The sequence below is a fragment of the Proteus vulgaris genome (assembly GCF_011045815.1).
Taxonomy (GTDB): Bacteria; Pseudomonadota; Gammaproteobacteria; order Enterobacterales; family Enterobacteriaceae; genus Proteus; species Proteus vulgaris_B.
In genome coordinates, this window is the sequence record NZ_CP047344.1 from 4,061,919 (window position 1) to 4,086,137 (window position 24,219).

The following is a 24,219-nucleotide window of genomic DNA, read 5'->3' on the forward strand; positions in this document are numbered from 1 at the left end:
TTCTACTTTTCCTTATGAGTGTTTGGAGCCACGAATGCAATACAAACCGGCTCTGCAATAGCATTTGGCTCAGAACGGAACATTATCTCTTGAGTATCGGCTATTTTTAAACTCGGCCAGTGCTTTAATCCTTCATCAAAATGTGCTTTTTCACAGTAATAGCCCACTTCGCTGATCAACACGACGCCTTTCTCTTCTAATTGTTGAAGCGTAATATGGCGATTATAGATATTAGGCGGTTGTACATTTTTTTCTAATATCCACGGCTGTGAAGATAATGGTCTATCTTTGCCATAAAAAGTCACCCATTCATGCATATACTCGCCGCCCACATACGCAAGTGGCGTGTGATAATGCTGATACCAAGCTTGTTCAACATCTTGCACAAAGGTTTTTACACCAATAAATTTTTGACCCGCATTACGCACATTAGCGGCTTGTACGACGGTATAACCAGAAACAACCAACATACCAAAAACACCTAAACCATACAGTGCACCACGTAATGAACGTTTAGGCATTACACTAATTGAGCCCACAAAAAGTGCAGTCGCAATCGACATAAAGGGTTGTAACCACTCGCTGATACGCCCCCCTTCATGAAAACTAAACCAAGTAAAAATAATCACTAATGGAAATAACAAAATAAAATTCAGTAATTGGCTATCTGGAGATGCAGACCAACTTACACGGCCACCATAAAGACGTAATATAACCCACATCAAGATAACAGGATAAAAAACCGTCAGCGCAGCACGCGTCGTACGCAAATTAAAACGGCTCTCTATTTGAGAATCAACCCATTTAAACGCGGCAAAATCGGTTTGCCATAACCAAATAAAATTAGGGATAACAAAAGCAAGCCAAATCGCAATCGCCACATAAAAATAAGGCGATCGATAGCTCACCCGCACTTTAGGTACAAATAGGCTTAATAAAAAGACAGAACCCATAAAGGCTAGTGATGAGTATTTCCCCATTGTGGCAATACCCATAACAATAGCAAAGCCAATCCAATATTTTTGATTGTCATTGATTGCGCAGAGGAAAAAATAAAAAGCCCAAGCCCAGCAACCGACTAGAATATAGTTATCGTTATAAGGGATAATATCGAAGTTAATAATGCCAGATAAATTAAGCCCTAACATGGCAAACCATGCAAGATTAGCGTTACGAGTCAATTTATAAGCTAAATTCCAGACACCTAATAATCCAATAGCAATCACAATAAAGTGGATAAAATACCAATAAAAGCTAAAATCGACACCGCCATAAATAGCAGGTGACATTATAAAGCCAACAAACCAAGGATTTTTAGGGGAACCCCAACCACCATTGGTACCCCAATTGACTGCTTCTACGGCATCATAAGGCACCGTAGGGTCAAAAAGATAGCTGACTAAGATCCACAGTGTCGCATAGCCAATAACCCACCAATATACCGGTTTACGCAATTGCGCAGATGATAATGTCATAATAAATAGAAAGTTAAGTTGATAAATTTAATTTGGTCATTAAAAGATGTCACAACACAGTAAAGTATAGTGAAATGAACCGCACATTGTACGTGAGCAAAAATTAAATTGTCTTAAATTTGCGCTTTTATTGAAAATTTGTTTCTGATAGATTGCGCAACCAAGAAGATCACTACCGAGTTACCATTATGAATATGATTAAAAGAAAGCCCGCAGCAAAAACACGTAAAAAAACACGTGAAGAGCTGAACGCGGAAGGACGTGAACGCAAACGTCAAAAGAAACACCGTGGCAATCCTGCTGGTAACCGTCAGCAGGAAATGGAAAATAAAAACCAAACTAAAAATACAGTACCGAAAGATCCACGTATTGGTAGTAAAAAACCAATCCCTCTGATTGTGGGTGATACACCTAAAGTGGCGAAGAAAAAACCTGCGCCCGTCAAAGCAGAACCGGTTCGTTTAACACCTGAACAAGAATTAGACTTGTTAGAAAACGATACTCGTTTAGACGAATTACTGTCTCGCCTTGAAAATGGTGAAAAACTTAACGCTGAAGAGCAGGCTTATACTGAAAAAACCCTTGATCGTATTGACGAATTAATGGTTGAACTCGGTATTGAGTTTGAAGATGATGACGATGAAGAAAAAACTGAAGACATCATGCAATTACTAAAAGGTAAATAATCAAAAGGCTAAAAATTTGCTTTGATTACCTTACATCTAATGGATATCAGTAAGCTATTGATATCCATTAATTTTATATATTTTCCGTTTTTTTTACATTTGATTTATGTTTGAAAACACCCTTTTCTTGTGATGACATAAACAAACCTATCAAGCTCAGATAACTCCACCTATTCCTCTCTTATCATCCCTGATATTCTATTTTTCTATCTTTAATATACGAGTGATAAGAAATATGGATAACAGACAGCAGTACTTAGATATCGCAGCTGGGCAAGGAGAAAAAGTGCCCTCTCGTATAGTGGCTTTTCCTGCACAGCCACTAAACTATGCACTTATTGAGCAACGCCTAGAAGAGCAGACGGACTATACGGATGGTGAAATCAATTATCTGAGTGAAAATATTGATGATGGTTTTTTCTATCGTTGCCAACATGGCGATAATGAATTGCATTTTTTTGTCTGTCTTTATCCTCGAGATGAAGATTATGAAATACGCCCAATGTATTCGACAGATGAACTTACCCCGCAGTTATTAGCGCACGCAAATGCCACTACTCAAGATTTATTATTAGAAACGCTCTTTACCGAGGCGTTACATCCCTTAGCAAGTTACCGTCATCAACTGAATTTTCTAAATATTATTGCCCCTGAAATGGTTTTGGCATTAGATGAATCAGCGGCAGGTAAAGCCTTAACACCAGAGTGGATCCGCTTTCAATTAAAGACCCCCGATCTCTATCCTGAAGTAGAAAGCTTATATGTTATTCATGCAGTCTATGATACAGAAAACGATCCACCAACAATGTTTTGGTTCCATACTCATGGGCTCGCACGCTGTGGCTTAACAGAAGTCGATTTAGTTATTCCAAGTATGCTTGAATCTTACTATGGTATTCCTGATCTCTTCCGCTGCTTTGTTAACAACAGTATTAATCATCGCCAAATCGAATTTGGAGAACCAATGCTTTGTGGACAAACATCAACAGGTTTAGAGTATCTTGTTGCCTTACCTTTTGAAGAAGGTATCCGCCATATCAATCAATCAACACCTCTCGAAAACCTTAGACCTTTAGAAGAGATGCGTTATGACACTGAAGGCGCACCCAATGGTGTTTTCTTGGGTGATTTAGCCGATCGTGACGAATATCATCAACATCCTTCCTCTATGCTATTTAGAACCAATGAAGAAAATCCTGTTTTAGAGACCTTCTTTAAAGGTTATGAAGAGCAACAAGCAATGATGCTACTGCGTAGCAATGAAGAAACCTATGAGATGTCTGAAAAAGCCAAGCGACGCTGGGAATACTTCGTTTCTATGTTTGATAACTACAATCAACCATCTATTGAGAAAAAAAGTGGTTTTCTCTCCAAATTATTAGGTAAAGACAAACCCGAAGAGGCTGAAAACCCGTGGCAGTTTATGATCAAATTCGGTATTCCTTATGGTGAAGAGGAAGAAAAAGAGCTTGAACATATGTGGTTTGTGCCACAGTCTCGTGATGGCGACATCGTTTATGCCAAATTACTCAACGTGCCATTTTATGTTGAAGAGATGCAAGAAGGTGAAATCTATCCTATCAATATAGATTTAATAACAGATTGGGTCGTTTCATTCGAAGATAATAGTTATACCCCTAACAATATTTACCAACTTTTTAGCCACCAGCAGACTCACTAATTAGCTAACGATCTCATAATCTAATGCGGGTTTCTTATTTAATAATAATGAGAAACCCGCTTTTAATTTCAGTGAAATCTACTTTCATCTTGTGACCAGTTAACATTATTAATTGATTGTTATTTTGTTGCTACATTGATATCTCAACTCTTTACATTTTGTTTTTGTCTAGTAACAGATAGAGAAAACAGTCCGTTTTCCTCCCAATATCTTTTCTCTGGTTGATTTAAATCAAGTGTGGATAAGCGTAGAGTAGGCTAAATTATACCCAATAAAGATAATTATAATTCTCATTAGCATTAAAAATATTTATTATAATTATCCTGACTCTTATTATGTGAATTTTTATATACGTTAATAATTATCAGTATCATTATTTTTTGTATCAATATTCGTGGAAGAACGATTTATGTCACTGATCCCAAATCACAGTTATAAAATCTTGAGCTACTCACCTCAGATTAGCCCTGCATACAGGCAGAAGTTGCTATCTTTAGGTATGTTGCCTGGCGCTGTGTTTAACGTTATTCGTATCGCACCACTGGGTGACCCTATTCAAATAGAAACGCACCGAGTATCCCTCATTTTGAGAAAAAAAGATCTCGCACTTATTAACCTTAGCGAAGTGGTTCATAACGAAAAATAATCGTTATTTCTCATTCAACCAGGCAAGACAACTATTGGCATCACTATTATGACTCCTCTCACTATAGGCCTTATCGGCAACCCCAATGCTGGTAAAACGACACTTTTTAATCAGTTAACAGGCTCTCGCCAGCGCGTAGGTAACTGGGCGGGTGTGACGGTCGAACGCAAAGTTGGTCGTTTCACAACGACAAATCATAAAATTGAGCTCGTCGATTTACCCGGCACTTACTCTTTAACGACAATCTCAGAACAGACATCGCTTGATGAGCAAATTGCCTGTCATTTCATTTTAAGTAATGAAGCGGACATGCTGATTAACGTTGTTGATGCCTCTAATCTTGAACGAAACCTTTATTTGACATTGCAGCTTCTTGAGTTAGGCATTCCCTGCATTGTGGCATTAAACATGCTCGATATTGCAGAACATCAAGATATGCAAATTGATATCAAAGCGTTGTCTGAGCAACTGGGTTGCCCTGTTATTCCTATGGTTTCAACAAAAGCATCGGGAATGGATAAGCTCAAAGACGCGATTGACACTTTTCCTGCTGAAAAGAAAAAACCACAAGAATTACTCACATCCTACCCAATATGGTTACTTAATGAAGTCGAAGCGCTCGCTGAAAAAATTAACCATGATGAGTTTAATTTACAGCAACGCCGTTGGATGGCATTACAGTGTTTAGAAGGGGATATTTATACCCATCAGCGTGCTCAAGTTACCACCGAAGATATCAAAGCCATTCGTCAGCGAATTCAAGATGAACACAATAATGAACCCGAATTAGTCATTGCAGATGCCCGTTATCAAAATATTGAACGCATCTGTCATACTGTGATTAATATGGAGTCTATTAAGCCAAATATCCTGACACAAAATATCGATAAAGTGATATTAAACCGTTGGTTAGGTGTACCTATCTTCCTGTTTGTAATGTATTTAATGTTCGTTTTGGCGATTAACATCGGTGGAGCATTACAACCCGCTTTTGAAGGTGGATCTGAAGCCATCTTTATTCATGGTATTCAATGGATTGGTGCAACCTTTAACTTTCCAGAATGGTTAACCATTTTCCTTGCACAAGGTGTCGGTGGTGGTATCAATACTGTTCTTCCTCTCGTGCCACAAATCGGGATGATGTACTTGTTCTTATCTATCCTTGAAGATTCTGGCTATATGGCTCGAGCTGCTTTTGTAATGGACAGATTGATGCAGGCTTTGGGTCTGCCGGGTAAATCATTCGTACCGCTGATTGTCGGCTTTGGTTGTAACGTACCATCCATTATGGGTGCACGTACCCTCGATGCTCCAAGAGAACGATTAATCACAGTATTAATGGCACCGTTTATGTCTTGTGGTGCACGTTTAGCTATCTTTGCTGTTTTTGCCGCTGCTTTCTTTGGTAAAAATGGCGCGAGTGTGGTTTTCTCGCTTTATCTTCTGGGTATTGTTGTCGCTATTTTGACGGGGTTACTGCTAAAACATACCATTATGCGTGGTGAAGCTTCACCTTTCGTGATGGAACTGCCTGTTTACCATGTGCCTCATCTAAAAACCTTATTGATGCAAACTTGGCAACGTTTAAAAGGCTTCGTGATACGTGCTGGTAAAGTCATTATTATTGCCAGTATGTTTATCGGTGCATTAAATAGCTTTACCTTCTCAGGTAAACCTGCCGATAACATCAATGACTCTGCATTAGCATCGGTCAGTAAAGTGATCACACCATTATTGCAACCTATTGGTGTTCATAACGATAACTGGCAAGCAACGGTAGGTTTAGTCACAGGGGCGATGGCAAAAGAAGTGGTTGTAGGAACATTAAATACCCTTTATACCGCGGAAAGCATTGTGAACGAGCCTTTTGATCCTGAAGAATTCGATCTTTGGGGGGAAATTGGTGACGCTTTTGGTGAAACATGGGATAGCTTAAAAGAAACCTTTACCCTAGCCGCACTTTCTAATCCAATTGAAGCAAGTAAAGGTGATGGTGAAATGGATACCGGTACTATGGGTACCATGGGGGCTAAATTTGGCTCTGGTATTGCCGCATACAGCTACTTAATCTTTGTTTTACTGTATGTACCTTGTGTTTCAGTAATGGGTGCTATTGCCCGTGAAACAAGTCGTGGCTGGATGACCTTCTCCATTCTTTGGGGATTAAATATTGCTTACTCATTGTCAGCGCTGTTCTATCAAGTAGCAACCTTTAGTGAGCATCCGCAAAGTAGTGGCATAACCATTGCTGCCGTGGTGATCTTTAACTTAATTCTCTTTATCTTGTTGCGTAATGCCCGTAGTCGTCTAACAATAAACTTAAGCAATAAGCCTTCATTGGCTAAACAATGTTGTTCAAAAGGTAGTTGTCACTAGGTGACAAAGGAAAGGTAAGATGGCCAGTTTGATAGAAGTTCGTGATTGTATCGCCCTTAATGGTCGAGCCGATGCCCATCTTATTAGCCATCAACTCAATATGCCTGAACCGTTGGTACAAGCAATGTTAGAACGGCTCACATTGATGGGTAAGCTTCAAGAAGTAGATGTAGAGGAGTGTCTTACAGGCAGTTGTAAAAGTTGCCCTGAAGCCACTGCCTGCCAGACAAAGCTTTATCAATTAACCTAACAAATTGATAAATGCCATCACAAAAACCCTTACTTTATGTAGGGGTTTTTATCTAATGCTTAAGATGAATCATTTTCATCTTCCTATTTAATGATTTACTTTCCTAACTATCACGGCATAATCCTTTAAATATAGACGTAAAGACGTCTATTGTTATTTCACTTTATAAGAATATAAAATTATGCCAATAACTGAATTTTCATCGACCATTACAACCAGCAAACAAGGTGGATTACAGATGCAATGTGCATCACGCCAGTTTCAATTTTTACTTGATGAACCTATGTCATTAGGTGGAAAAGACAGTGCAATGAATCCTGTTGAAGCATTATTGGGTACATTAGGTGCTTGTAAGGGGATTGTTGCCAAAAGCTTTGCGCGTATGCATAAAATTAATCTCAACGACATTCGCATTGAAGTTAAAGGCGAATTAGATACCGATGGTTTTACGGGAAAAAATAAAGACGCCAAATTAGGCTTTAGTAAAATTACGACACACTTTTTTATTCAAGCTGATAATAGCGAAGAAGAAATTGCTGCATTTATCGCTTTTATTGAACGCACTTGCCCTGTTGCTGACACCATAAAGAATGCCCCTATTTTTGAGACATCTTTTCATCTTGAGAACGTGCTCGTATAAAAAGATTTATCACTGCCCAAATATGGGCAGTTTTTAGCACCCTATCACGTGATATCGCAGACATTCATTAATGCTTGAGCGAATTCATCAGGATGTGAAATAAACGGTGCATGAGCCGCATTACGGAAAATAACAGACGGTGAATGTGGATAAAAAGTATCTAATAATTCGGCCACTTTTCGAGGAACCAAACCGTCTAAATAACCGTAAAAACGAACAAAAGGACAACTCAACGTTTTCAATTCTTCTCGTAAATCCTCAGTACGCAGAATTTCTAATCCACCATTAAGCACCTCAACAGAAGGGAGTGGTTGCTCTAATACCACGGATTTTAATGCTTTCATATCTTCACGGGCACTTTGAGTACCCAATGTTTGCAGTGCTAAAAAGCGCTCAACTGTGCGATGAAAATTTTCATTTAACTGCTGTTCAAATCCTTTCAAAACCTCAGGTTTGATGCCCGGCCAAGTATCATGTGCACCAAAGCAAGGAGAAGAAGCTACGGTAATCAACGCTTGTACCTTATTGGGATTATCTAAAACAACACGGCTAGCGACTAATCCACCTAAAGACCACCCTAGCCAAATGGCATTAGCAGGCGCTTTTGCAAAAACAATCTCTGCCATTTCTTTTAATGTGAGTGCTGAAAATCCTTGGCTACGCCCATAACCCGGTAAATCAACAAGATGAAGTGTAAAATGCGAGGTTAATCTCGGTATTAATGATTGCCACACCTGAGCATTCAGCCCCCATCCGTGTAGTAGCACAAGATCTGTTTTTCCTTCACCGATTGTCTGCCAATACAGTTTATTCATTGTTATGCTCTCTTCTCTTTTACAAGGATGTTCATTATGTGGATAACAATAGCAGGATATTGTTGGCTATGTCGTCAACCCTTAGATTATGATACTAAAGGTATTTGTTCGAGTTGTATTCGACATCTACCAAAACAACAAAATCGATGCCCTTGCTGCTTATATCCTTCTCATCATTCTATGATGTTGTGTGGCCGTTGCTTACAATCACCCCCACTATGGAAACAGATGTTGACAGTCACCGACTATCAACCGCCATTAAATAAATTATTACACCTTTATAAATACCAACCTCGCCCTCAAATAGCTTTATGTCTTGCACGACTTTTTCTATTGCGATGGCTTTCACATCGGCGAGAAAATTTGGTGCAGAAACCTGACAGAATTATTAGCGTTCCTTTACATCGTCATCGCTGTTGGTCTAGAGGCTTTGAGCAAGTAGAAGCTATCGCTAAGCCTTTGGCAAGATGGTTAAATTGTGCTTATCAACCGGATACCCTGATAAGAACTCGTGCTACACTGATGCAAACACATCTTAATGCCAAGCAAAGGCAACAAAATTTAAAACATGCATTTGTATTAAATAACACAGTGTCGGTATCAGGGAAAAATCTGGCACTAATTGATGATGTTATCACTACAGGTGCGACATTAAATTCCATCGTACCCTTGTTATTTCGTGCGGGAGCACGCTCTGTTGAGGTATGGGCGATTTGTCGAACCTTGTAGTTAACCGCCAATTGGGCGTATGATAACCAACCAGAACAGTCAACTATTGAGCAAGACGATATGATTATTATTACTGATGCCGCACAGGCGCATTTTGCCAAACTACTGGCTAACCAAGAACCCAACACCCAAATTCGTGTATTCGTTATCAATCCAGGCACACCTAATGCTGAATGTGGCGTTTCATACTGCCCACCTGATGCCGTAGAGCCAAACGATACTGAAATTAAGTTCGAAAAACTTTCTGCGTATGTTGATGACATTAGCGCACCTTTCTTAGAAGATGCAGAAATTGATTTTGTCACTGACCAACTAGGCTCACAATTAACCCTAAAAGCACCTAACGCGAAAATGCGTAAAGTTGATGCTGATGCACCATTAATTGAGCGTGTTGAATACGTGTTGCAATCACAAATTAACCCTCAATTAGCGGGTCATGGTGGTCGCGTGAGTCTGATGGAAATCACTGAAGATGGCTATGCTATCTTACAATTTGGTGGTGGTTGTAACGGTTGTTCAATGATTGATGTCACTTTAAAAGATGGCATCGAGAAAGAACTATTAAACCTGTTCCCTAATGAATTAAAAGGTGTGAAAGACTTAACTGAACACCAACGTGGCGAACACTCCTACTACTGATCCTTCAGTATCAAATCCCCTATGATATTCACCTGCACTGATATCATGGGGGATTTTTATATTAAAATAATCATTTACAAAGAGTTACGTTATCTTTACCCATTTGACGTTATGATAAATGTATCGTTCTCTCGCTCAGAACAAATAAATTAATTAACAATATAATAAATAAGACAATTATGGATAAGTTTCAATTTCTTAGCATTGAACAAGCTTATCAATTCTGGGTATCTCAATCGGCTATTTTAGTCGATGTGAGAGATCCTCAGAGTTATCGCTTTGGTCATGCGACAAATGCATTTCATCTCACCAATGAAACGCTAAATCAATTTTTACAAAATGCTGACTTTGATGTTCCTGTTATGGTGATGTGCTATCACGGCCACAGCAGTCAAGGGGCAGCTCAATATCTGGTTAATATGGGCTTTGAAACCGTTTATAGTATTAATGGTGGTTTTGAAGCATGGCAAAGAGAGTTTCCACAAGCGATAACGTCTCTGCAATAACGACGGATGAGTTTTGTCAATGATCCACATTATTACGCTTTCTAACCCTCAAGCTGCTGATTTATTTGTCAATTACATGGCAACAAAAGGTGTGCGAATTCACGCAAAAAATGAAAATCAGCAAATCTCACTTTGGTTAGAAGACCAACATCAGTTAGAAATGGTTGAAAAAGAACTTAACACGTTCCTACGTGAGCCCTTTCATCCGCGCTATCAAGCCGCAAGTTGGCAAACCGGCAATCCGCAAAATACGGGTATAAAATATCGCCCAGCGTTTTCGATAAAAAATATGGTGCAACGTTCAGGCCCGTTAACGGTACTGGTGATTATTTTATGTATCCTCGTTTTTATCTGGCAACAAGTGGTTGGTGACTATGATGTCATGCTCCATTTAGCATGGCCTTATGAAGAGAGCTTAAACCTTGAAGTTTGGCGCTATATTACTCCAGCATTTATTCATTTTTCACTGATGCATATCGCCTTTAACCTTGCTATGTGGTGGTATCTCGCAAGTCAAACAGAGCAGCGATTAGGTACCAGTAAATTATTTGTGATCATGCTCGTTTCTGCGCTCTTTAGTAATTGGGCACAATCCTTGTTTACAGATTCCAACTTTGGTGGGCTTTCTGGTGTTGTTTACGCATTAATTGGCTATGTCGGTTTAACTGGAATACGTAATCCCGAAAAAGGTATTGGCGCCCCAACAGGTTTAATCGTCTTTTCAATTTTATGGATTGTTGCAGGTTATATGGGCGTTTTAGGTGACTCTATCGGAAATGCTGCACATTTTGCAGGCTTCCTTATCGGCTTATTGATGGCTTTGTGGGATAATCGACATCAATTATCTCGTAGATCATAATAAAATTAACATGATATTTTTAACATTAGGGGACACCTGTGAAGCAAACGCAACGACATGATGCCATCATTGAACTGGTACGCCTACAAGGCTATGTCAGCACTGAAGAGTTGGTGGAGCATTTTGAAGTCAGCCCACAGACCATCCGACGTGATTTAAATGAATTAGCGGAAAAGAACAAAATCCAACGTCATCACGGAGGTGCTGCATTACCTTCAAGTTCTGTGAATACCGCTTATCATGATCGTAAAATTATGTGGTCTGATGAAAAATCACGGATTGCGCAACGCGTGGCGAGTTTAATTCCTGATGGTGCAACACTATTTATTGATATTGGTACAACGCCTGAAGCCGTAGCACATGCACTTATTAACCATAAAAACCTCCGTATAGTGACTAACAACCTTAATGTAGCAACATTACTGATGGGTAAAGAAGACTTTCGTTTGATCCTTGCAGGTGGTGAAGTGCGTACACGAGATGGAGGGATTGTCGGTGAAGCTACACTTGATTTTATCTCTCAATTCCGTCTTGATTACGGTATTTTAGGGATAAGTGGTATTGATATGGATGGCTCATTGCTTGAGTTTGATTACCACGAAGTTCGCACTAAACGCGCAATTATCGAAAATTCGCGCTGTGTTATGTTAGTGACTGACCATTCTAAATTTGGTCGTAATGCGATGGTAAATTTAGGCAATATGAATCTGATCGATTACTTATTTACCGATCAAGAGCCACCAGCAGGGATACAAAAAATTGTTGAACAACACAACGTTCAACTCGAATTATGTTAATTGAATAAACTCCCTCGAAAAGTACCTATTTAGGTACTTTTTTTTATCAATTCACCATCAAACTCAATTAACTCCTTCTATTCCTTCTCTTTTTTATTAATAGATTAACAATGTTGCTTATTTTCAATAAGCCCACAAATTATGTGGATATGATAATAAATTGTTATCCATATCACGCGGTTATGTTTTTTATCAGTTATATAGTTGGCATTTTCATCAAACTTCATTACAATTATGAGCGAAAACGAACATTAAAGAATTGTTTCGCGCATTCGTAGGAGGATGTTATGAAAACTCAAGACTTGATTGTCATCGGCGGCGGAATAAACGGCGCTGGAATTGCGGCGGATGCAGCTGGCCGAGGCCTTTCAGTACTTATGCTGGAAGCTCAAGACTTAGCAAGTGCGACATCTTCCGCGAGCTCTAAACTTATTCATGGTGGCTTACGTTATCTAGAACACTACGAATTCCGCTTAGTAAGCGAAGCATTGGCAGAGCGTGAAGTGTTATTACGCTTAGCACCACATATCGCATTTCCAATGCGCTTTCGCCTACCACACCAACCACACTTACGCCCAGCTTGGATGATCCGTATTGGTCTGTTCCTTTATGATCATTTAGGAAAACGAGTAAGCCTCCCAAGCAGTAAAGGTATTAAATTTGGTGCAAACTCTGTTTTAAAACCAGAATTAACACGCGGTTTTGAATATTCAGACTGCTGGGTTGATGATGCACGTTTAGTGGTACTCAACGCACAAGAAATTGTCCGTCGTGGTGGTGAAGTGCGCACACGCACAAAAGTAACCCGCGCTTGGCGTGAAAATAATTTATGGATGGTAGAAGCAAAAGATTTACGCACAGGTGAAACCTCTCTCTACCAAGCCAAAGCCTTAGTAAACGCAGCAGGTCCTTGGGTTAAAACCTTATTTGATGAAGGCTTAAAACTGAAATCACCTTATGGTATCCGTTTAATTAAAGGTAGCCATATCGTTATTCCCCGTGCTCATAACGAACCACAAGCTTATATTTTACAAAACGAAGATAACCGTATTGTTTTCGTTATTCCTTGGATGGATGAGTTCTCTATCATTGGTACTACGGATGTTGAATATAAAGGTGATCCTAAAGATGTTGCTATCGATGACAACGAAATTCAGTATTTACTGAAAGTCTACAACGATCACTTTAAAAAGCAGTTAACTAAAGAAGATGTGGTATGGGATTACTCTGGCGTACGTCCATTATGTGACGACGAATCAGATTCACCACAAGCAATTACCCGTGACTACACCTTAGATGTTCATGATGATAATGGTCAAACACCACTGTTATCTGTATTTGGTGGTAAATTAACGACTTATCGTAAATTAGGTGAGCACGCTGTTGATAAACTTGTTGCTTACTTCCCTAACATGGGTAAACCGTGGACTAAAAATGGTCAATTACCAGGTGGTAATTTAGAAGGTTGTGATCGTGATGGTTATTCACGTTTAATTCGTCAACGTCATCCTTGGTTACCAGAAGCACTGGCACTGCGTTTTGCCCGCACTTATGGTAGCAACACCGAATTACTGCTTGAAGGTATTGCTGATTTAGCAGGCATGGGTGAAAACTTCGGCCATAATCTGTATGAAGCAGAATTACGTTATTTAGTGAAACATGAGTGGGTTATCGAAGTGGATGATGCTATTTGGCGTCGTACTAAACTCGGCATGTGGCTAAATGACGAGCAAAAACAACGTATTAGTCAATGGCTATTGGCAAATACACACACTGCATAAGAGTAGTAAAAATATTCTCTGACTCTGTTCGATGTTTTTATTAGCAATTTTTGTGGCGCCTAATACCGCGCCACTTTTTTCTTTTTTTCACAGTAAGAAAATCAATATATAACCTGTTGATGCCTATTTAAGCTGTTTTTCTAAAAAGGCTTTTAATACTGTCGCATTATTTTGTTGCTTATCTTTACCTGAATAAAGTAATACCAACGGTTGCTCTTTGGCTATTGCGACAAGCGATTGCCAATGTTCAGGCGCAGCTATTAATTCTTGCGTATAACGTTGCGTAAATTCAGTAAAATCCCCTCCACCACCATGAAACCATTTTCGTAATTCAGTCGAGGGTGCGACACTTTTATTCCATTCATCATAATGAAAATCTGTCTTTTTCACCCCTCTTGGCCAGAGCCTATCGACTAACACACGATAACCTTCATGCTCACCATCTTTATCATCATAAACACGTTTACAGGTGATCATTTCGCCTCCCATCAATACGTTAGTTGGTTTTATTGTAGAAGAAAAATGAGAAAATTAACCTCTCAATACACTCACTTTCATCATAGAGTCGCTTTCAACATGAAATTTCCTCTCCTTTTGATTGAATTATCCTCATCAAAAATAGGGTGAATAGTTGTTGACTAAATAACCTAATTAAGAGAATCTACATCTAGACGTCTAAATGGTTAGATGGGTAAATAAGTAGTGATACTTAAATAAAAATAACAACACAGTGAAAGATTGATGAGGTACAGGTATGAGCTTTTATCACGCAAGCCAACATGAAGCACTTAACCAAAATCTTGCTGAATTAGATGGCCAGATCCAAGTTTCATTTGAATTTTTTCCTCCTCGTACCGAAGAGATGGAAAATATCCTCTGGCAATCTCTTGCGCGTTTAAATACCTTAAAACCGAGCTTTGTTTCTGTGACTTATGGTGCAAACTCAGGAGAGCGTGATAGAACACACTCTATTATTAAAGGAATAAAAGAACGCACAGGATTAGAAGCAGCACCGCACTTAACTTGTGTTGATGCAAGCCGTGAAGAACTCCAACATATCGCACAAGATTATTGGCAAAGTGGTATTCGTCATATTGTCGCTTTACGCGGAGACTTGCCCGATAACACACAAAAGCCAGAAATGTACGCCACTGACTTAGTCCATTTACTCAAAGGTGTAGGTAATTTCGATATTTCTGTTGCCGCTTATCCAGAAGTGCACCCTGAAGCAAAAAGTGCGCAAGCGGATTTAATTAACTTAAAAAGAAAAGTAGATGCAGGAGCAAATCGTGCCATCACTCAGTTTTTCTTTGATGTAGAAAGTTATTTACGTTTTCGTGATCGCTGTGTTTCAACAGGGATTGATGTAGAAATTGTACCGGGTATTCTGCCTGTGACTAATTTTAAACAGCTAAAACGCTTTGCGGGTTTAACCAATGTAAAAATTCCGGGATGGATGAATAAAATGTTTGATGGATTAGAGAATGATCCTGAAACCCGTAGTCTGGTAGGTGCCTCAATTGCAATTGATATGGTGAAAATTTTAAGTCGTGAAGGGGTAAAAGATTTTCACTTTTATACGCTTAATCGTTCAGAATTAACTTATGCTATTTGCCACACGCTGGGTGTTCGACCTGAACTTGTTAGAGCATGAATTGACACAATTACCCCGCCAATAAAGCGGGGTGACATTCTGATGAATTATTCACCAAAGTGATATGGTTTTTCTACTGGCAATAGGCTGTATGCGGTATCGAGATCACCATTAGCAATACAAGCATCTATTTTATGTACCTTATCCGTAATATCCGAAATATTCACAATCCACTCTTTACAATATTTTTCAACTGCTTGATTTCGCAAACCAATTTGGATGGTGCGATAACTGAGCCGATTAAGATAAATATCACGTTCAGGATCCCACTGAATGCGGATATTACTGGTTTCTGACGCTTCTTTCCAAGCTTCAGCACTAGTATAGCGGTCTGGGTCAAAATGACTCACAACACCTTGAGTCAGCATCTCTTGAAAACCTTCATGTGTAATATCAACCGCAAGAATAGAAGCTTGATTAGCGTCTTTACGTCCCCAACCAGAACGGTACATCATCCAAAGAAAGGAAGGTTTTACCCAAGTCATACGGGTCATACTAAAAGGGGGCGAAACAAATGTTCCGTTTGCGACTGCGCTCTGAGCAATAGTATTAGAATAGGCTTGATAAACACGAACAAAATCATTCGTATAATATGCCCTTACTTCACACTCAGGACATCGGTCAACATCATCGTTCATCTTTCTTTAATATCCTTTTATATTAATAAAATGGAACTATCCGCTTAAATTATGAGCCTCTGATCGCAGATAATCAAGAGCCCTTATTTTTGTTAAAGCTCTATCAATAGAGTAGCGCGCATTTATAAAAGTAAAAAAAAGAATAACAATAAAACGAGCAGACTAATGTTCCTATTGTGTTTTATTTATACAGTGATGAGTCAATTTATCTTGCTAATCTACTCACAAAGTGAGGCGAATAAGCGATTTAATTGACTCACTGGGTAGAAATTAGGCGCTCGATAAGCTGTGTTTTTATTAATGCAGGGGATTTAATTACGGTGCCTGCTATCTTTGCAGACATGATTTCAAAGGCTTTTTCGACCAATAAAGCCTCATCTTGCTTCATTGACCACACGTTATTAGGTAAAAAGCTCAACATCACATGATCATCGAATGTGCCAATATGGAGGTGAGCAGGAATAACACCTTCGTGTTGACGAATAACACTCAATAGACCTTCAAGAATAGGCAGTGATGAGGCAATAAAATGAGTCGGTATTTTCTGATGTTGCTCTAAATACTGTTTCATCATTTGTTCGCCATCTTTGGTCGTATTATGTTCTGCATAAGAGACCGTTACACGGCTATCATCGCCATAATGCCCTTTTATCGCTTGTACATAACCTCGTAAGCGCGCTGCAATCGTAGGCAATAACGCATCTCCCGCAAAAAAATGGATTGGCGCATCTAGCTTTATCATTGCTCTTGTCAGTTGAGCCCCACTGTCGCAGTTATCTGATGCTACACAAATAGCATCACTCACAGAAAAATCTCTATCTAAGAAAACGAGGGGTTTTTGACGGTGTTTCACATGGTGTAACTGATTTTTTCGACTGGATGAAACAATAAAAATGCCATCAACATTGCGTTCATCCATTGATTTAACAAGTTTATTTTCATTTTTGATATCACCATAGGTACAGCTAATTGTTAGCTGACAACCAATTTGGTGACAATGCATCTCTAATTTTTCAGCCAAAGCAGCAAAAAACGGGTTAGAAAGACGAGGAATAACCAATCCGTAGGTATCTGTTTTATTCAGCTTTAAGCTTCTTGCCGCATGATTGACGGTATAACCAAACACCTCAACATAGTCTGCTATCTTTTTTTGTGTTTTTGCACTGATCCGGTATTGATCACCTTTGCCATTTAATACCAATCTGACTGTGGTAATAGACAAATTCAGGTCATTTGCAATCTGTTCAACTGTTTTTGCCATTAATATTCCATCATTGATATGGTCCTCATCGTAATGATGAGGACCAGTTAACCTTTACTGAGCAGGCTTAGCTCGGCATTTCTTCCACATTGCTTTTAACGAAGGCCCTATAATTGGTAGGATCAACGTCAGTATCGCAATACCTAAGAATGTCGCTGTAATTGGGCGAGTATACAGAATTGATAAGTCGCCCTGAGACATCATTAAAGCACGACGTAAGTTTGATTCAGCCATCGGTCCTAAAATAATCCCGATAACTACAGGAGACATGGAAAAGTCGAGCTTTATCATAATATAAGCTAACAATCCCGCCCCCATCATTACAAACACATCAATGATGCTATGGTTTACAGAATAAGCACCTACACTACACAATACAAAGATAATAGGCACTAATACACGGCGTGGCACATCCATTACTCGAACAAAGAGTTTCATACATAAGAAACCTAAGATACCGAGGAAAATATTCGCCATCATCAAGCCAATAAAGATACTGTTTACTTCAACGGGATTGTCTGTAAAGAGCTGAGGCCCCAATGCCAATCCTTGAACCATAAACGCACCCATAATAATGGCGGTTGCACCATCACCTGGAATACCTAAGGTCATTAACGGCACCATAGTTCCGCCTGTGACGGAGTTTGCACCCGCTTCTGGCGCAGAAACACCTTCTGGTGAACCGTGACCAAACTCTTCAGGGTGTTTAGACCAACGCTTTGCTTCGTTATAAGAGATAAATGATGAAATATCTCCGCCCGTTCCCGGAATTGCACCAATCGTTGTACCAATGGCAGATGAACGAAAATAAGTTGGTAATACACGTTTAAAATCAGCCCATGTTGGTAAGACTCGGTGAATACGTGCGTTAATTTTTTCGTTCTTCTTCTGCTTACGTTCACGGTACTCTTCTTCAAAGCTAATAAGTCCTTGAGAGAAAGCAAACAAACCAACCAAGATAGGAATAAACGAAACACCACCCATTAAATAAACGGTATCAAAGGTAAAACGAGGTCCTGACGTCATCGGATCAAGCCCTATGGTCGCAATCGCTAAACCAATTGCTCCACCCATTAATCCTTTCACAATCGATTGCGATGATACACTGGTAATAATACTTATGCCAAATACTGCGAGCGCGAAATACTCAGCTGCAGAGAAACCTGTTGCTACTTTTGCCAATTGAGGTGCAATTACAATCAAGGCAATCGTACTAAAGATCCCTCCAAACATGGAGCCCATTGTGGATAACCCCAGAGCTCGCCCTGCTTCACCCTTTTTCGCCATTGGATAACCATCCAAGACTGTTGCAGCAGAGGCCGGAGTACCTGGTGTACTAATCAATATCGCGGTAATTGAGCCACCATAAACGGCACCACAATACATTCCTAGCAGGAGTAATATCCCTGTCATTCCTTGGAAGGAGTATGTTAATGGGAGTAGCAATGCAATTCCCATATTCACTGTTAAGCCAGGTAATGCGCCGATAATAATACCCGCGAATACCCCTAACAGGATCATCGTTATCGTTTCCAGACTGAAAACGACCATTAAAGCGTCTAATATTTCCATCTCAAAGCTCCTTTACCGCTTACTCAAAAAAGACGGAGGTTGGCAGAGGTGAATTAAAGATAATGTCAAAGAAGACATAAACGGCGGCGACCATCACGACGGGAATAACGACCAACGCGATAGGTTTTCTTTCATTCATCAGCCACATAATGACCGGGATAAGAAGCAATGACGGAATAATAAAACCAAAAAAATGTAAGCCCGCGGCATAGACCAACATAAAGATGCCTAAACCATAAGCGCGTTTAACTGCGGTAGAACTTAGGTCAACAGACTTGTGCACGTGTTTGATTTTATCAACCACAATACTAATCCATTGAAAAATCCCCAGTAAAATAAATAAGATGGCTAAACCGTAAGGCCAAAAACGTTCTCCTGGTACACCATAATCATCAAACATGCTCATATCACGGGAGAGATAGATAATAAGTGCCCCGAAAGCCACTGAAATCGCACCGATGATTGTATTGATTTTTGTCATGTCGGGATCTCCCCGACCCTACCTGCCGTAACAGGTAGGGTGGTTTATAGTAATAGAAAAGTTATTTTTTCAGGGTTGTTGAAATTAACTCAGCATACATCTCGTGGTCTTCTTTCATCATTTGGTAAGCATCGTCACCAGTGATAAATACAGGCATAATACCTTGTTTTTTCAGTGCTTCTTGATATGCAGGTTTTTGAACTACTTCAGAGAATGCATCCACTAACTCTTTCTTCACATTATCAGGGACATTAGCGGTTGTTGCTAATACAGCCCAAGCACGCATTTTTACGTTAGTGTCTAATTTCAGTGCTTCTTTGAAAGTTGGTACAGCTGGGAATAATGGGAAACGACGTTCATCCATTACACCAAGAACACGTAAAATACCCGCATCAACTTGAGATTTAACCGCACCTGGTGTGGTTAATACGCCATCAATATGATTACCTACTAATGCTGCGATTGAAGGACCGGTGCCTTCGTTATAAGGGATGTGGTTAAATTTAGTACCAGTAGTACGCTCGATATTAACACCAGCTAAGTGATAAATAGCACCCATACCAGAGTTACCTACTTTCAGTTTACCCGGATTCGCTTTCGCGCCATCGATAAACTCTTGTAACGTGGTGTAAGGTGATTCGGCATTAACAACTAATACCACGGGATCGGCAATGGTTGTTGCGATTGGGGTAAAGTCTTTATAAGTAACTGGTGATTTCCCTTGGTGTGGGAACATCGCCAATTCAACGGTTGTCATCACTAATTTTGTGCCATCTGGGCGCGCATTAGCAACTTCAATCAGGCCAGTTAAACCATTACCAGCAGGCTTATTCACAGGAACGAAGATACGTCCAGCTGGCATCACATCTTTTGCAAATTCAATGATAGTACGAGCAGAAGTATCAGTACCACCGCCCGGATTTTTCGGGATGACAACATCAATATTTTTTGTAGGATACGTTAACTGTTGGGCAACTGCATTCCCCATGCCCAGTGTCATCGTAATCGCCAACGCTGCGAGTAGACTCTTTTTCATAAAACCCTTTCTCCACATTTTTATTGAGTAGCCATTAATTGCTGATAAACAATGTTTTTTCGATTCCAAGTAAAGGTCACGTGTAGGGTATTGTTTTCAGCAATAATAGCCGGATATGAAAATTCGCCTTCCCCATCGAGTAAATCGAATGGTTCAGACCAAGTACTGCCATTATCGGATGAAAGACTGACAGAGATGGGATAACGACGACTCCAGTTACCTGAATTCGGGTTATACACCAATGCCAGTTGACCATCTGCGAAGGAGACGACATCAATGCCGCTATTATTATTTGGTAATATTGTTGCATAAGCCGGACACCAACTGCGCCCATAATCCGTTGAATCGCTACGATAAATAGTACCGCGCGTACTCCGCATCATGGCATGCACATGCCCTGGCTGGGATTCCCATAGTGTTGGCTGTATCACGCCATCCCATTGAAAAACGCGTTGTAGATCAGTCTCCCATAAGGCATCGTCCTTTAAACCTTGCCAAATTTCATGTTCCGCCTGCTCACCTTTATGGTGTTCAATTGGAATATCCACTCGCAACCAGTGTTGACCGTTGTCACTCGATATATCGACAAACGCATCCCAGAATTGGTCATCCTCAACCGATCCTGGTGCCAGCCACTCGCCATTCGACATTACTAATACTTTGTTCTTCACAGGACCTCTAGGTGCTACATCACCAGAAACCAATTCACTCGGTAAACCCCAGCTATTTCCGCCATCCTTCGAGATAACGTATTGGGTCACCCAACTATGTACATCGGGACCCGTTTTATAAAACAGCCAGATATTACCTGTTGATGGGTCAACATGTAAAACTGGATTCCAGTGCGCAACACCCGGATTTTTAACAACAGGTTGAGCGTGCTGCCAATGTTCACCCTCTTTTATCGCCAGCCAGATAGCAGTATTACCACTACCTTCTTTATCGCCAGCAAAAAAAGCGGTTAACAAACGCTCAGAGTTAGGCACACGCGCAATCGTTGAAGCATGGCAGTGATTAAAAAGTGAATGTGCGTTATCAAGCACAAACTGGGTTTCCTTCATCACGAAAGGCATATTCCTACTCCTGTGTCCTAAATTAATCTAACGAAAGCCATTTTTTCATGTTTTCACCCAATGCAGTCATGCTATTGACGGCAGAAGGGAAAAATGAGTTTTCAAACTGACTGCTATTACGGGAACGGCAGACCAGAGTGCTGAAGTTACCAATTAGGCGCTGATGATATTTAGCGCATGCTGGATAATCCAGTGTTTCGGTCATCGCTGCTGTTGATAAATAATCAGCTAATACTGCAGCCTGCTCAGGTTTATCCTTCCAATTTTCATAAAGCCAAACATAAAGCTCTGGATGGAAGTTAGCCATAACACCGCTATATGCCTGACATCCCGCTTGGAATGATGCTAATAACGTTTGACTGTTCGCATTGGCTAAGTGCAAGCGAGTTCCTTTTGATAATGCCAAACGGCGCTCTATCATTGGTAGAGAACAGCAGGTATCTTTAATAAAAGTAAAGCGATTACTTTGCGCACACCACTCTACAATCTCTTCAGATAACAAGCGTTTGTAAGGATGAGGACATTCATAAATACCTAAATCAATCTCTTTCGGTACCACATTGGTTAAGACTTGCAGTGTTTCCAGCGCTTTATCATCTGACTCACCAACAAGCGCTAAGCGATTACTGATCATAATGACGCCATCGACACCTGTACCTGCCATTGCCTGCAATTGTTCTTTTTGCTGACTTAATGCGGTTGCAGTATGACCAGAAGCCACTACAGGTACTCTTCCATCTGCTTTTTCAACGATAAAGCGAGTAAGTGCTTGAGTTTCGTCATCACTTAAATAAAACATTTCGCTTGATTGGCAGGCAGCAAAGAGTCCATGTACACCAGAATCAATATACCAGTCTACAAGACGCTCTAACGACGCCCAATCAATCTCCCCTTTGGCATCAAAGGGAGTTAACATAACAGGCCAAACACCGACGTATTTTTGCTGACTCATCATCAATTCCTTACAGTAGGTTAATGGCATCACCTGCCACTTTTACTTGAATACCTTGAGTCAATGCTTGAGCAACAAAGGCTTTAAGCACAAACGCCAATTTATCTTCATCAATGTAAGCCACCGTAATGTGATTACTTTGATGTCCTGCCATAAGGTCATCACGCGTTACGCCATCTAACGTACAGTTTAATAATGGCCATTCGTAGTTGGTTGCTCTACGGCGACGTTCAAATTCTGCTTCAGGTAATTCTACCGCCACACCTGTACCGATATGCATAATCACATCAGTACCTTCATAATGTGCACGACCCCATAACAAGCGCCCTGCTTTACCTTGACCTGCGATAGTTGAACCTCCTTTAGGGAAGAACATCGCTGGCTGACGATAACCTGTTGCACCTTTTAAGCCACCTTTGAGGTGTTCAAAAGGAACCGATCCTGAAATCTCCATATCCCAGTAGAATGTTCCTTCGTACTCACTACCCCAACGAATATCATGCAATGTGGTTTCTGCTGGTAATCCTAATGATGTTAATAAACGCCATAACATCGTTTGAGGAATAGCCGTCCCCATATCCACTTCATTGATACAAGGAATTGGCGTGTTAGGGCAGATAATCTCGCCGTTTTCATCTGGTAGTGGGAAACGTGCTGTTGAACCAATAGCACCTTCGGCAAAGTCAGACGCTGGACAACAATCTTTTAAGCCCTGCTGATATTGCACACCCACCGCAGTTAAACCAAAACGTTTTACGAAACGCGCCATTGCAATCATCATGGCGCACTGCTCCATCACCTGCTCACGAGTGAGTTCAGTTTTGTCATCTTGACCAAACATAAACGTCATTCCGTTATCTTCGTACCACTGTAAACATGCCTCTCTTAATTCTGTTGGTACTTTGGCCATTTCGACCAGTAACGCAGATTGAGAAAGGGATTCAATTGGCATACCAATATTGATCATGGCCTGTTGTGGGAAGACCCCGTTAATCATTCCCATACAGAATGTATCGAACAAACCTATTATTTCTTTATTTTTAATTATATATTCGCCGACTTTACGACCCACTTCGCCAGCTTCTGTCGCCATTACCCTGTGTGTTGGCGCAATATCTGTAAGATAGCTAAGCTTATGATTTACATAACCATATTTTAACCAAGTCGCTAAGCCATCTACAAAGAATTCATCACCAAACTCTTCTGACCATAAACGTGAATAATTTTTACCTAAACTGGTCATCGTTCCTGCTAAACACAACATTCCTACCAGACCTGGCCATGTACCATCAAAGTTAGCCAGCAGTAAAATAGGACCACGATGGTGTGCTAATGAAGAGGCAATATGGTGCGAATATTGCCATGCTGTTAATAACACGATAACCGGTGCATCAGGATCGATAGCGGCAAACATGTCACAACCTTCACGTTGACTACTGATAAAACCATGACCGCGAGCTTCATTAATTTCATGAGCACGCTTCATTTTGTAACCTTGGGCTTCTAATGCCGCGGCCAGTTTATCTTCAAATTTTTTCTGTACAGGCCAGCACGTTACGTTTGCAGGCTCACGTAAGTCTGCGTTAGTGACCATCAAGATCTCTTTCTGACCTGCTGTGATGGTTGTCGGTAATTTTGGTAGATTTAAGTTCAACATAAGATATCCCTGGTA

At 40.2% G+C, this 24,219-nt stretch carries 24 protein-coding genes; 13 read left to right on the forward strand and 11 right to left on the reverse strand.

Annotated features, from left to right (window positions below):
• Nucleotides 1-2: 2 nt before the first annotated feature.
• Nucleotides 3-1,475, reverse strand: a complete 1,473-nt coding sequence (locus GTH24_RS19020) for a glycosyltransferase family 39 protein (RefSeq protein WP_072068856.1) — start codon at nucleotides 1,473-1,475, stop codon at nucleotides 3-5.
• 188 nt (nucleotides 1,476-1,663) lie between these two features.
• Between GTH24_RS19020 and yihI the strand changes: the two genes are divergently transcribed.
• The 6 genes from yihI to GTH24_RS19050 all read left to right on the forward strand — a co-directional run bounded on the left by yihI (nucleotide 1,664) and on the right by GTH24_RS19050 (nucleotide 7,754).
• Nucleotides 1,664-2,161: a Der GTPase-activating protein YihI gene (gene yihI, locus GTH24_RS19025; RefSeq protein WP_072068857.1), complete on the forward strand. Its 498-nt coding sequence runs from the start codon at nucleotides 1,664-1,666 to the stop codon at nucleotides 2,159-2,161.
• A gap of 235 nt (nucleotides 2,162-2,396) precedes the next feature.
• On the forward strand, nucleotides 2,397-3,842 hold the full coding sequence (locus GTH24_RS19030; RefSeq protein WP_164526836.1) for a DUF4026 domain-containing protein: 1,446 nt from the start codon (nucleotides 2,397-2,399) through the stop codon (nucleotides 3,840-3,842).
• Between the two features lie 409 nt (nucleotides 3,843-4,251).
• Nucleotides 4,252-4,488, forward strand: coding sequence for a ferrous iron transporter A (gene feoA / locus GTH24_RS19035; RefSeq protein ID WP_036914344.1), 237 nt, complete (start codon nucleotides 4,252-4,254; stop codon nucleotides 4,486-4,488).
• Nucleotides 4,489-4,536: 48 nt separating this feature from the next.
• Nucleotides 4,537-6,864 carry a Fe(2+) transporter permease subunit FeoB gene (gene feoB, locus GTH24_RS19040; RefSeq protein ID WP_115351104.1) on the forward strand — a complete coding sequence of 776 codons (2,328 nt, stop codon included), beginning with the start codon at nucleotides 4,537-4,539 and terminating at the stop codon, nucleotides 6,862-6,864.
• A 19-nt stretch (nucleotides 6,865-6,883) separates the two neighbouring features.
• Entirely contained in the window at nucleotides 6,884-7,114 is a 231-nt protein-coding gene (locus tag GTH24_RS19045; protein WP_164526837.1) for a FeoC-like transcriptional regulator, read from the forward strand.
• A 181-nt stretch (nucleotides 7,115-7,295) separates the two neighbouring features.
• Complete coding sequence (locus tag GTH24_RS19050) at nucleotides 7,296-7,754, forward strand: OsmC family protein (RefSeq protein WP_072068860.1); 459 nt, start codon at nucleotides 7,296-7,298, stop codon at nucleotides 7,752-7,754.
• A gap of 44 nt (nucleotides 7,755-7,798) precedes the next feature.
• On the opposite strand, the gene bioH is transcribed toward GTH24_RS19050, so the two are convergent.
• On the reverse strand, nucleotides 7,799-8,569 hold the full coding sequence (gene bioH / locus GTH24_RS19055) for a pimeloyl-ACP methyl ester esterase BioH (RefSeq protein WP_072068861.1): 771 nt from the start codon (nucleotides 8,567-8,569) through the stop codon (nucleotides 7,799-7,801).
• 36 nt (nucleotides 8,570-8,605) lie between these two features.
• Between bioH and gntX the strand changes: the two genes are divergently transcribed.
• From gntX to glpD, 6 genes are all read left to right on the forward strand, one after another.
• Complete coding sequence (gene gntX / locus GTH24_RS19060; RefSeq protein ID WP_115351102.1) at nucleotides 8,606-9,298, forward strand: DNA utilization protein GntX; 693 nt, start codon at nucleotides 8,606-8,608, stop codon at nucleotides 9,296-9,298.
• A gap of 60 nt (nucleotides 9,299-9,358) precedes the next feature.
• On the forward strand, nucleotides 9,359-9,937 hold the full coding sequence (gene nfuA, locus GTH24_RS19065; RefSeq protein ID WP_072068863.1) for a Fe-S biogenesis protein NfuA: 579 nt from the start codon (nucleotides 9,359-9,361) through the stop codon (nucleotides 9,935-9,937).
• A gap of 179 nt (nucleotides 9,938-10,116) precedes the next feature.
• Nucleotides 10,117-10,443 carry a thiosulfate sulfurtransferase GlpE gene (gene glpE / locus GTH24_RS19070; protein ID WP_072068864.1) on the forward strand — a complete coding sequence of 109 codons (327 nt, stop codon included), beginning with the start codon at nucleotides 10,117-10,119 and terminating at the stop codon, nucleotides 10,441-10,443.
• 19 nt (nucleotides 10,444-10,462) lie between these two features.
• A complete protein-coding gene (gene glpG, locus GTH24_RS19075) occupies nucleotides 10,463-11,302 on the forward strand; it encodes a rhomboid family intramembrane serine protease GlpG (RefSeq protein ID WP_115351101.1) in 840 nt (279 codons plus the stop codon).
• Nucleotides 11,303-11,340: 38 nt separating this feature from the next.
• Entirely contained in the window at nucleotides 11,341-12,099 is a 759-nt protein-coding gene (locus tag GTH24_RS19080) for a DeoR/GlpR family transcriptional regulator (RefSeq protein ID WP_006534541.1), read from the forward strand.
• 287 nt (nucleotides 12,100-12,386) lie between these two features.
• Nucleotides 12,387-13,880 (forward strand): glycerol-3-phosphate dehydrogenase, encoded by a 1,494-nt coding sequence (gene glpD / locus GTH24_RS19085; RefSeq protein ID WP_164526838.1) that lies wholly within the window; start codon nucleotides 12,387-12,389, stop codon nucleotides 13,878-13,880.
• Nucleotides 13,881-14,003: 123 nt separating this feature from the next.
• On the opposite strand, the gene GTH24_RS19090 is transcribed toward glpD, so the two are convergent.
• On the reverse strand, nucleotides 14,004-14,357 hold the full coding sequence (locus GTH24_RS19090; RefSeq protein ID WP_072068867.1) for a DUF488 domain-containing protein: 354 nt from the start codon (nucleotides 14,355-14,357) through the stop codon (nucleotides 14,004-14,006).
• 277 nt (nucleotides 14,358-14,634) lie between these two features.
• Here GTH24_RS19090 and metF point away from each other — a divergent pair, with 277 nt between their 5' ends.
• On the forward strand, nucleotides 14,635-15,534 hold the full coding sequence (gene metF, locus GTH24_RS19095; RefSeq protein ID WP_072068868.1) for a methylenetetrahydrofolate reductase: 900 nt from the start codon (nucleotides 14,635-14,637) through the stop codon (nucleotides 15,532-15,534).
• A 47-nt stretch (nucleotides 15,535-15,581) separates the two neighbouring features.
• On the opposite strand, the gene GTH24_RS19100 is transcribed toward metF, so the two are convergent.
• From GTH24_RS19100 to GTH24_RS19135, 8 genes are all read right to left on the reverse strand, one after another.
• Nucleotides 15,582-16,172 (reverse strand): DUF4291 domain-containing protein, encoded by a 591-nt coding sequence (locus tag GTH24_RS19100; protein WP_072068869.1) that lies wholly within the window; start codon nucleotides 16,170-16,172, stop codon nucleotides 15,582-15,584.
• Between the two features lie 256 nt (nucleotides 16,173-16,428).
• Entirely contained in the window at nucleotides 16,429-17,433 is a 1,005-nt protein-coding gene (locus tag GTH24_RS19105) for a LacI family DNA-binding transcriptional regulator (RefSeq protein WP_164526839.1), read from the reverse strand.
• Between the two features lie 54 nt (nucleotides 17,434-17,487).
• Nucleotides 17,488-19,005 carry a tripartite tricarboxylate transporter permease gene (locus tag GTH24_RS19110; RefSeq protein WP_072068871.1) on the reverse strand — a complete coding sequence of 506 codons (1,518 nt, stop codon included), beginning with the start codon at nucleotides 19,003-19,005 and terminating at the stop codon, nucleotides 17,488-17,490.
• Nucleotides 19,006-19,024: 19 nt separating this feature from the next.
• Nucleotides 19,025-19,486: a tripartite tricarboxylate transporter TctB family protein gene (locus GTH24_RS19115; RefSeq protein ID WP_072068872.1), complete on the reverse strand. Its 462-nt coding sequence runs from the start codon at nucleotides 19,484-19,486 to the stop codon at nucleotides 19,025-19,027.
• Between the two features lie 61 nt (nucleotides 19,487-19,547).
• Nucleotides 19,548-20,522 (reverse strand): tripartite tricarboxylate transporter substrate binding protein, encoded by a 975-nt coding sequence (locus tag GTH24_RS19120; RefSeq protein ID WP_231619347.1) that lies wholly within the window; start codon nucleotides 20,520-20,522, stop codon nucleotides 19,548-19,550.
• A gap of 20 nt (nucleotides 20,523-20,542) precedes the next feature.
• Nucleotides 20,543-21,595: a sialidase family protein gene (locus GTH24_RS19125; protein ID WP_072068874.1), complete on the reverse strand. Its 1,053-nt coding sequence runs from the start codon at nucleotides 21,593-21,595 to the stop codon at nucleotides 20,543-20,545.
• Between the two features lie 22 nt (nucleotides 21,596-21,617).
• A complete protein-coding gene (locus GTH24_RS19130) occupies nucleotides 21,618-22,547 on the reverse strand; it encodes a dihydrodipicolinate synthase family protein (RefSeq protein WP_072068875.1) in 930 nt (309 codons plus the stop codon).
• Nucleotides 22,548-22,557: 10 nt separating this feature from the next.
• The gene (locus GTH24_RS19135; protein WP_164526840.1) at nucleotides 22,558-24,204 is read right to left on the reverse strand and encodes a signal transduction protein; all 1,647 of its coding nucleotides are present in this window, start codon (nucleotides 24,202-24,204) and stop codon (nucleotides 22,558-22,560) included.
• Nucleotides 24,205-24,219: the final 15 nt, after the last annotated feature.

Excerpts from the sequence above, each read along its gene's own strand:
- nfuA (WP_072068863.1), top strand. The coding sequence starts at position 9,359 with ATGATTATTATTACTGATGCCGCACAGGCGCATTTTGCCAAACTACTG.
- GTH24_RS19135 (WP_164526840.1), bottom strand. The coding sequence starts at position 24,204 with ATGTTGAACTTAAATCTACCAAAATTACCGACAACCATCACAGCAGGT.
- GTH24_RS19100 (WP_072068869.1), bottom strand. The coding sequence starts at position 16,172 with ATGAACGATGATGTTGACCGATGTCCTGAGTGTGAAGTAAGGGCATAT.
- glpE (WP_072068864.1), top strand. The coding sequence starts at position 10,117 with ATGGATAAGTTTCAATTTCTTAGCATTGAACAAGCTTATCAATTCTGG.
- GTH24_RS19110 (WP_072068871.1), bottom strand. The coding sequence starts at position 19,005 with ATGGAAATATTAGACGCTTTAATGGTCGTTTTCAGTCTGGAAACGATA.
- GTH24_RS19090 (WP_072068867.1), bottom strand. The coding sequence starts at position 14,357 with ATGATCACCTGTAAACGTGTTTATGATGATAAAGATGGTGAGCATGAA.
- yihI (WP_072068857.1), top strand. The coding sequence starts at position 1,664 with ATGAATATGATTAAAAGAAAGCCCGCAGCAAAAACACGTAAAAAAACA.
- feoA (WP_036914344.1), top strand. The coding sequence starts at position 4,252 with ATGTCACTGATCCCAAATCACAGTTATAAAATCTTGAGCTACTCACCT.
- GTH24_RS19120 (WP_231619347.1), bottom strand. The coding sequence starts at position 20,522 with ATGAAAAAGAGTCTACTCGCAGCGTTGGCGATTACGATGACACTGGGC.
- glpD (WP_164526838.1), top strand. The coding sequence starts at position 12,387 with ATGAAAACTCAAGACTTGATTGTCATCGGCGGCGGAATAAACGGCGCT.
- GTH24_RS19045 (WP_164526837.1), top strand. The coding sequence starts at position 6,884 with ATGGCCAGTTTGATAGAAGTTCGTGATTGTATCGCCCTTAATGGTCGA.
- GTH24_RS19115 (WP_072068872.1), bottom strand. The coding sequence starts at position 19,486 with ATGACAAAAATCAATACAATCATCGGTGCGATTTCAGTGGCTTTCGGG.
- glpG (WP_115351101.1), top strand. The coding sequence starts at position 10,463 with ATGATCCACATTATTACGCTTTCTAACCCTCAAGCTGCTGATTTATTT.
- feoB (WP_115351104.1), top strand. The coding sequence starts at position 4,537 with ATGACTCCTCTCACTATAGGCCTTATCGGCAACCCCAATGCTGGTAAA.
- GTH24_RS19030 (WP_164526836.1), top strand. The coding sequence starts at position 2,397 with ATGGATAACAGACAGCAGTACTTAGATATCGCAGCTGGGCAAGGAGAA.
- metF (WP_072068868.1), top strand. The coding sequence starts at position 14,635 with ATGAGCTTTTATCACGCAAGCCAACATGAAGCACTTAACCAAAATCTT.
- gntX (WP_115351102.1), top strand. The coding sequence starts at position 8,606 with ATGTGGATAACAATAGCAGGATATTGTTGGCTATGTCGTCAACCCTTA.
- GTH24_RS19130 (WP_072068875.1), bottom strand. The coding sequence starts at position 22,547 with ATGAGTCAGCAAAAATACGTCGGTGTTTGGCCTGTTATGTTAACTCCC.
- GTH24_RS19020 (WP_072068856.1), bottom strand. The coding sequence starts at position 1,475 with ATGACATTATCATCTGCGCAATTGCGTAAACCGGTATATTGGTGGGTT.
- GTH24_RS19050 (WP_072068860.1), top strand. The coding sequence starts at position 7,296 with ATGCCAATAACTGAATTTTCATCGACCATTACAACCAGCAAACAAGGT.
- bioH (WP_072068861.1), bottom strand. The coding sequence starts at position 8,569 with ATGAATAAACTGTATTGGCAGACAATCGGTGAAGGAAAAACAGATCTT.
- GTH24_RS19125 (WP_072068874.1), bottom strand. The coding sequence starts at position 21,595 with ATGCCTTTCGTGATGAAGGAAACCCAGTTTGTGCTTGATAACGCACAT.
- GTH24_RS19105 (WP_164526839.1), bottom strand. The coding sequence starts at position 17,433 with ATGGCAAAAACAGTTGAACAGATTGCAAATGACCTGAATTTGTCTATT.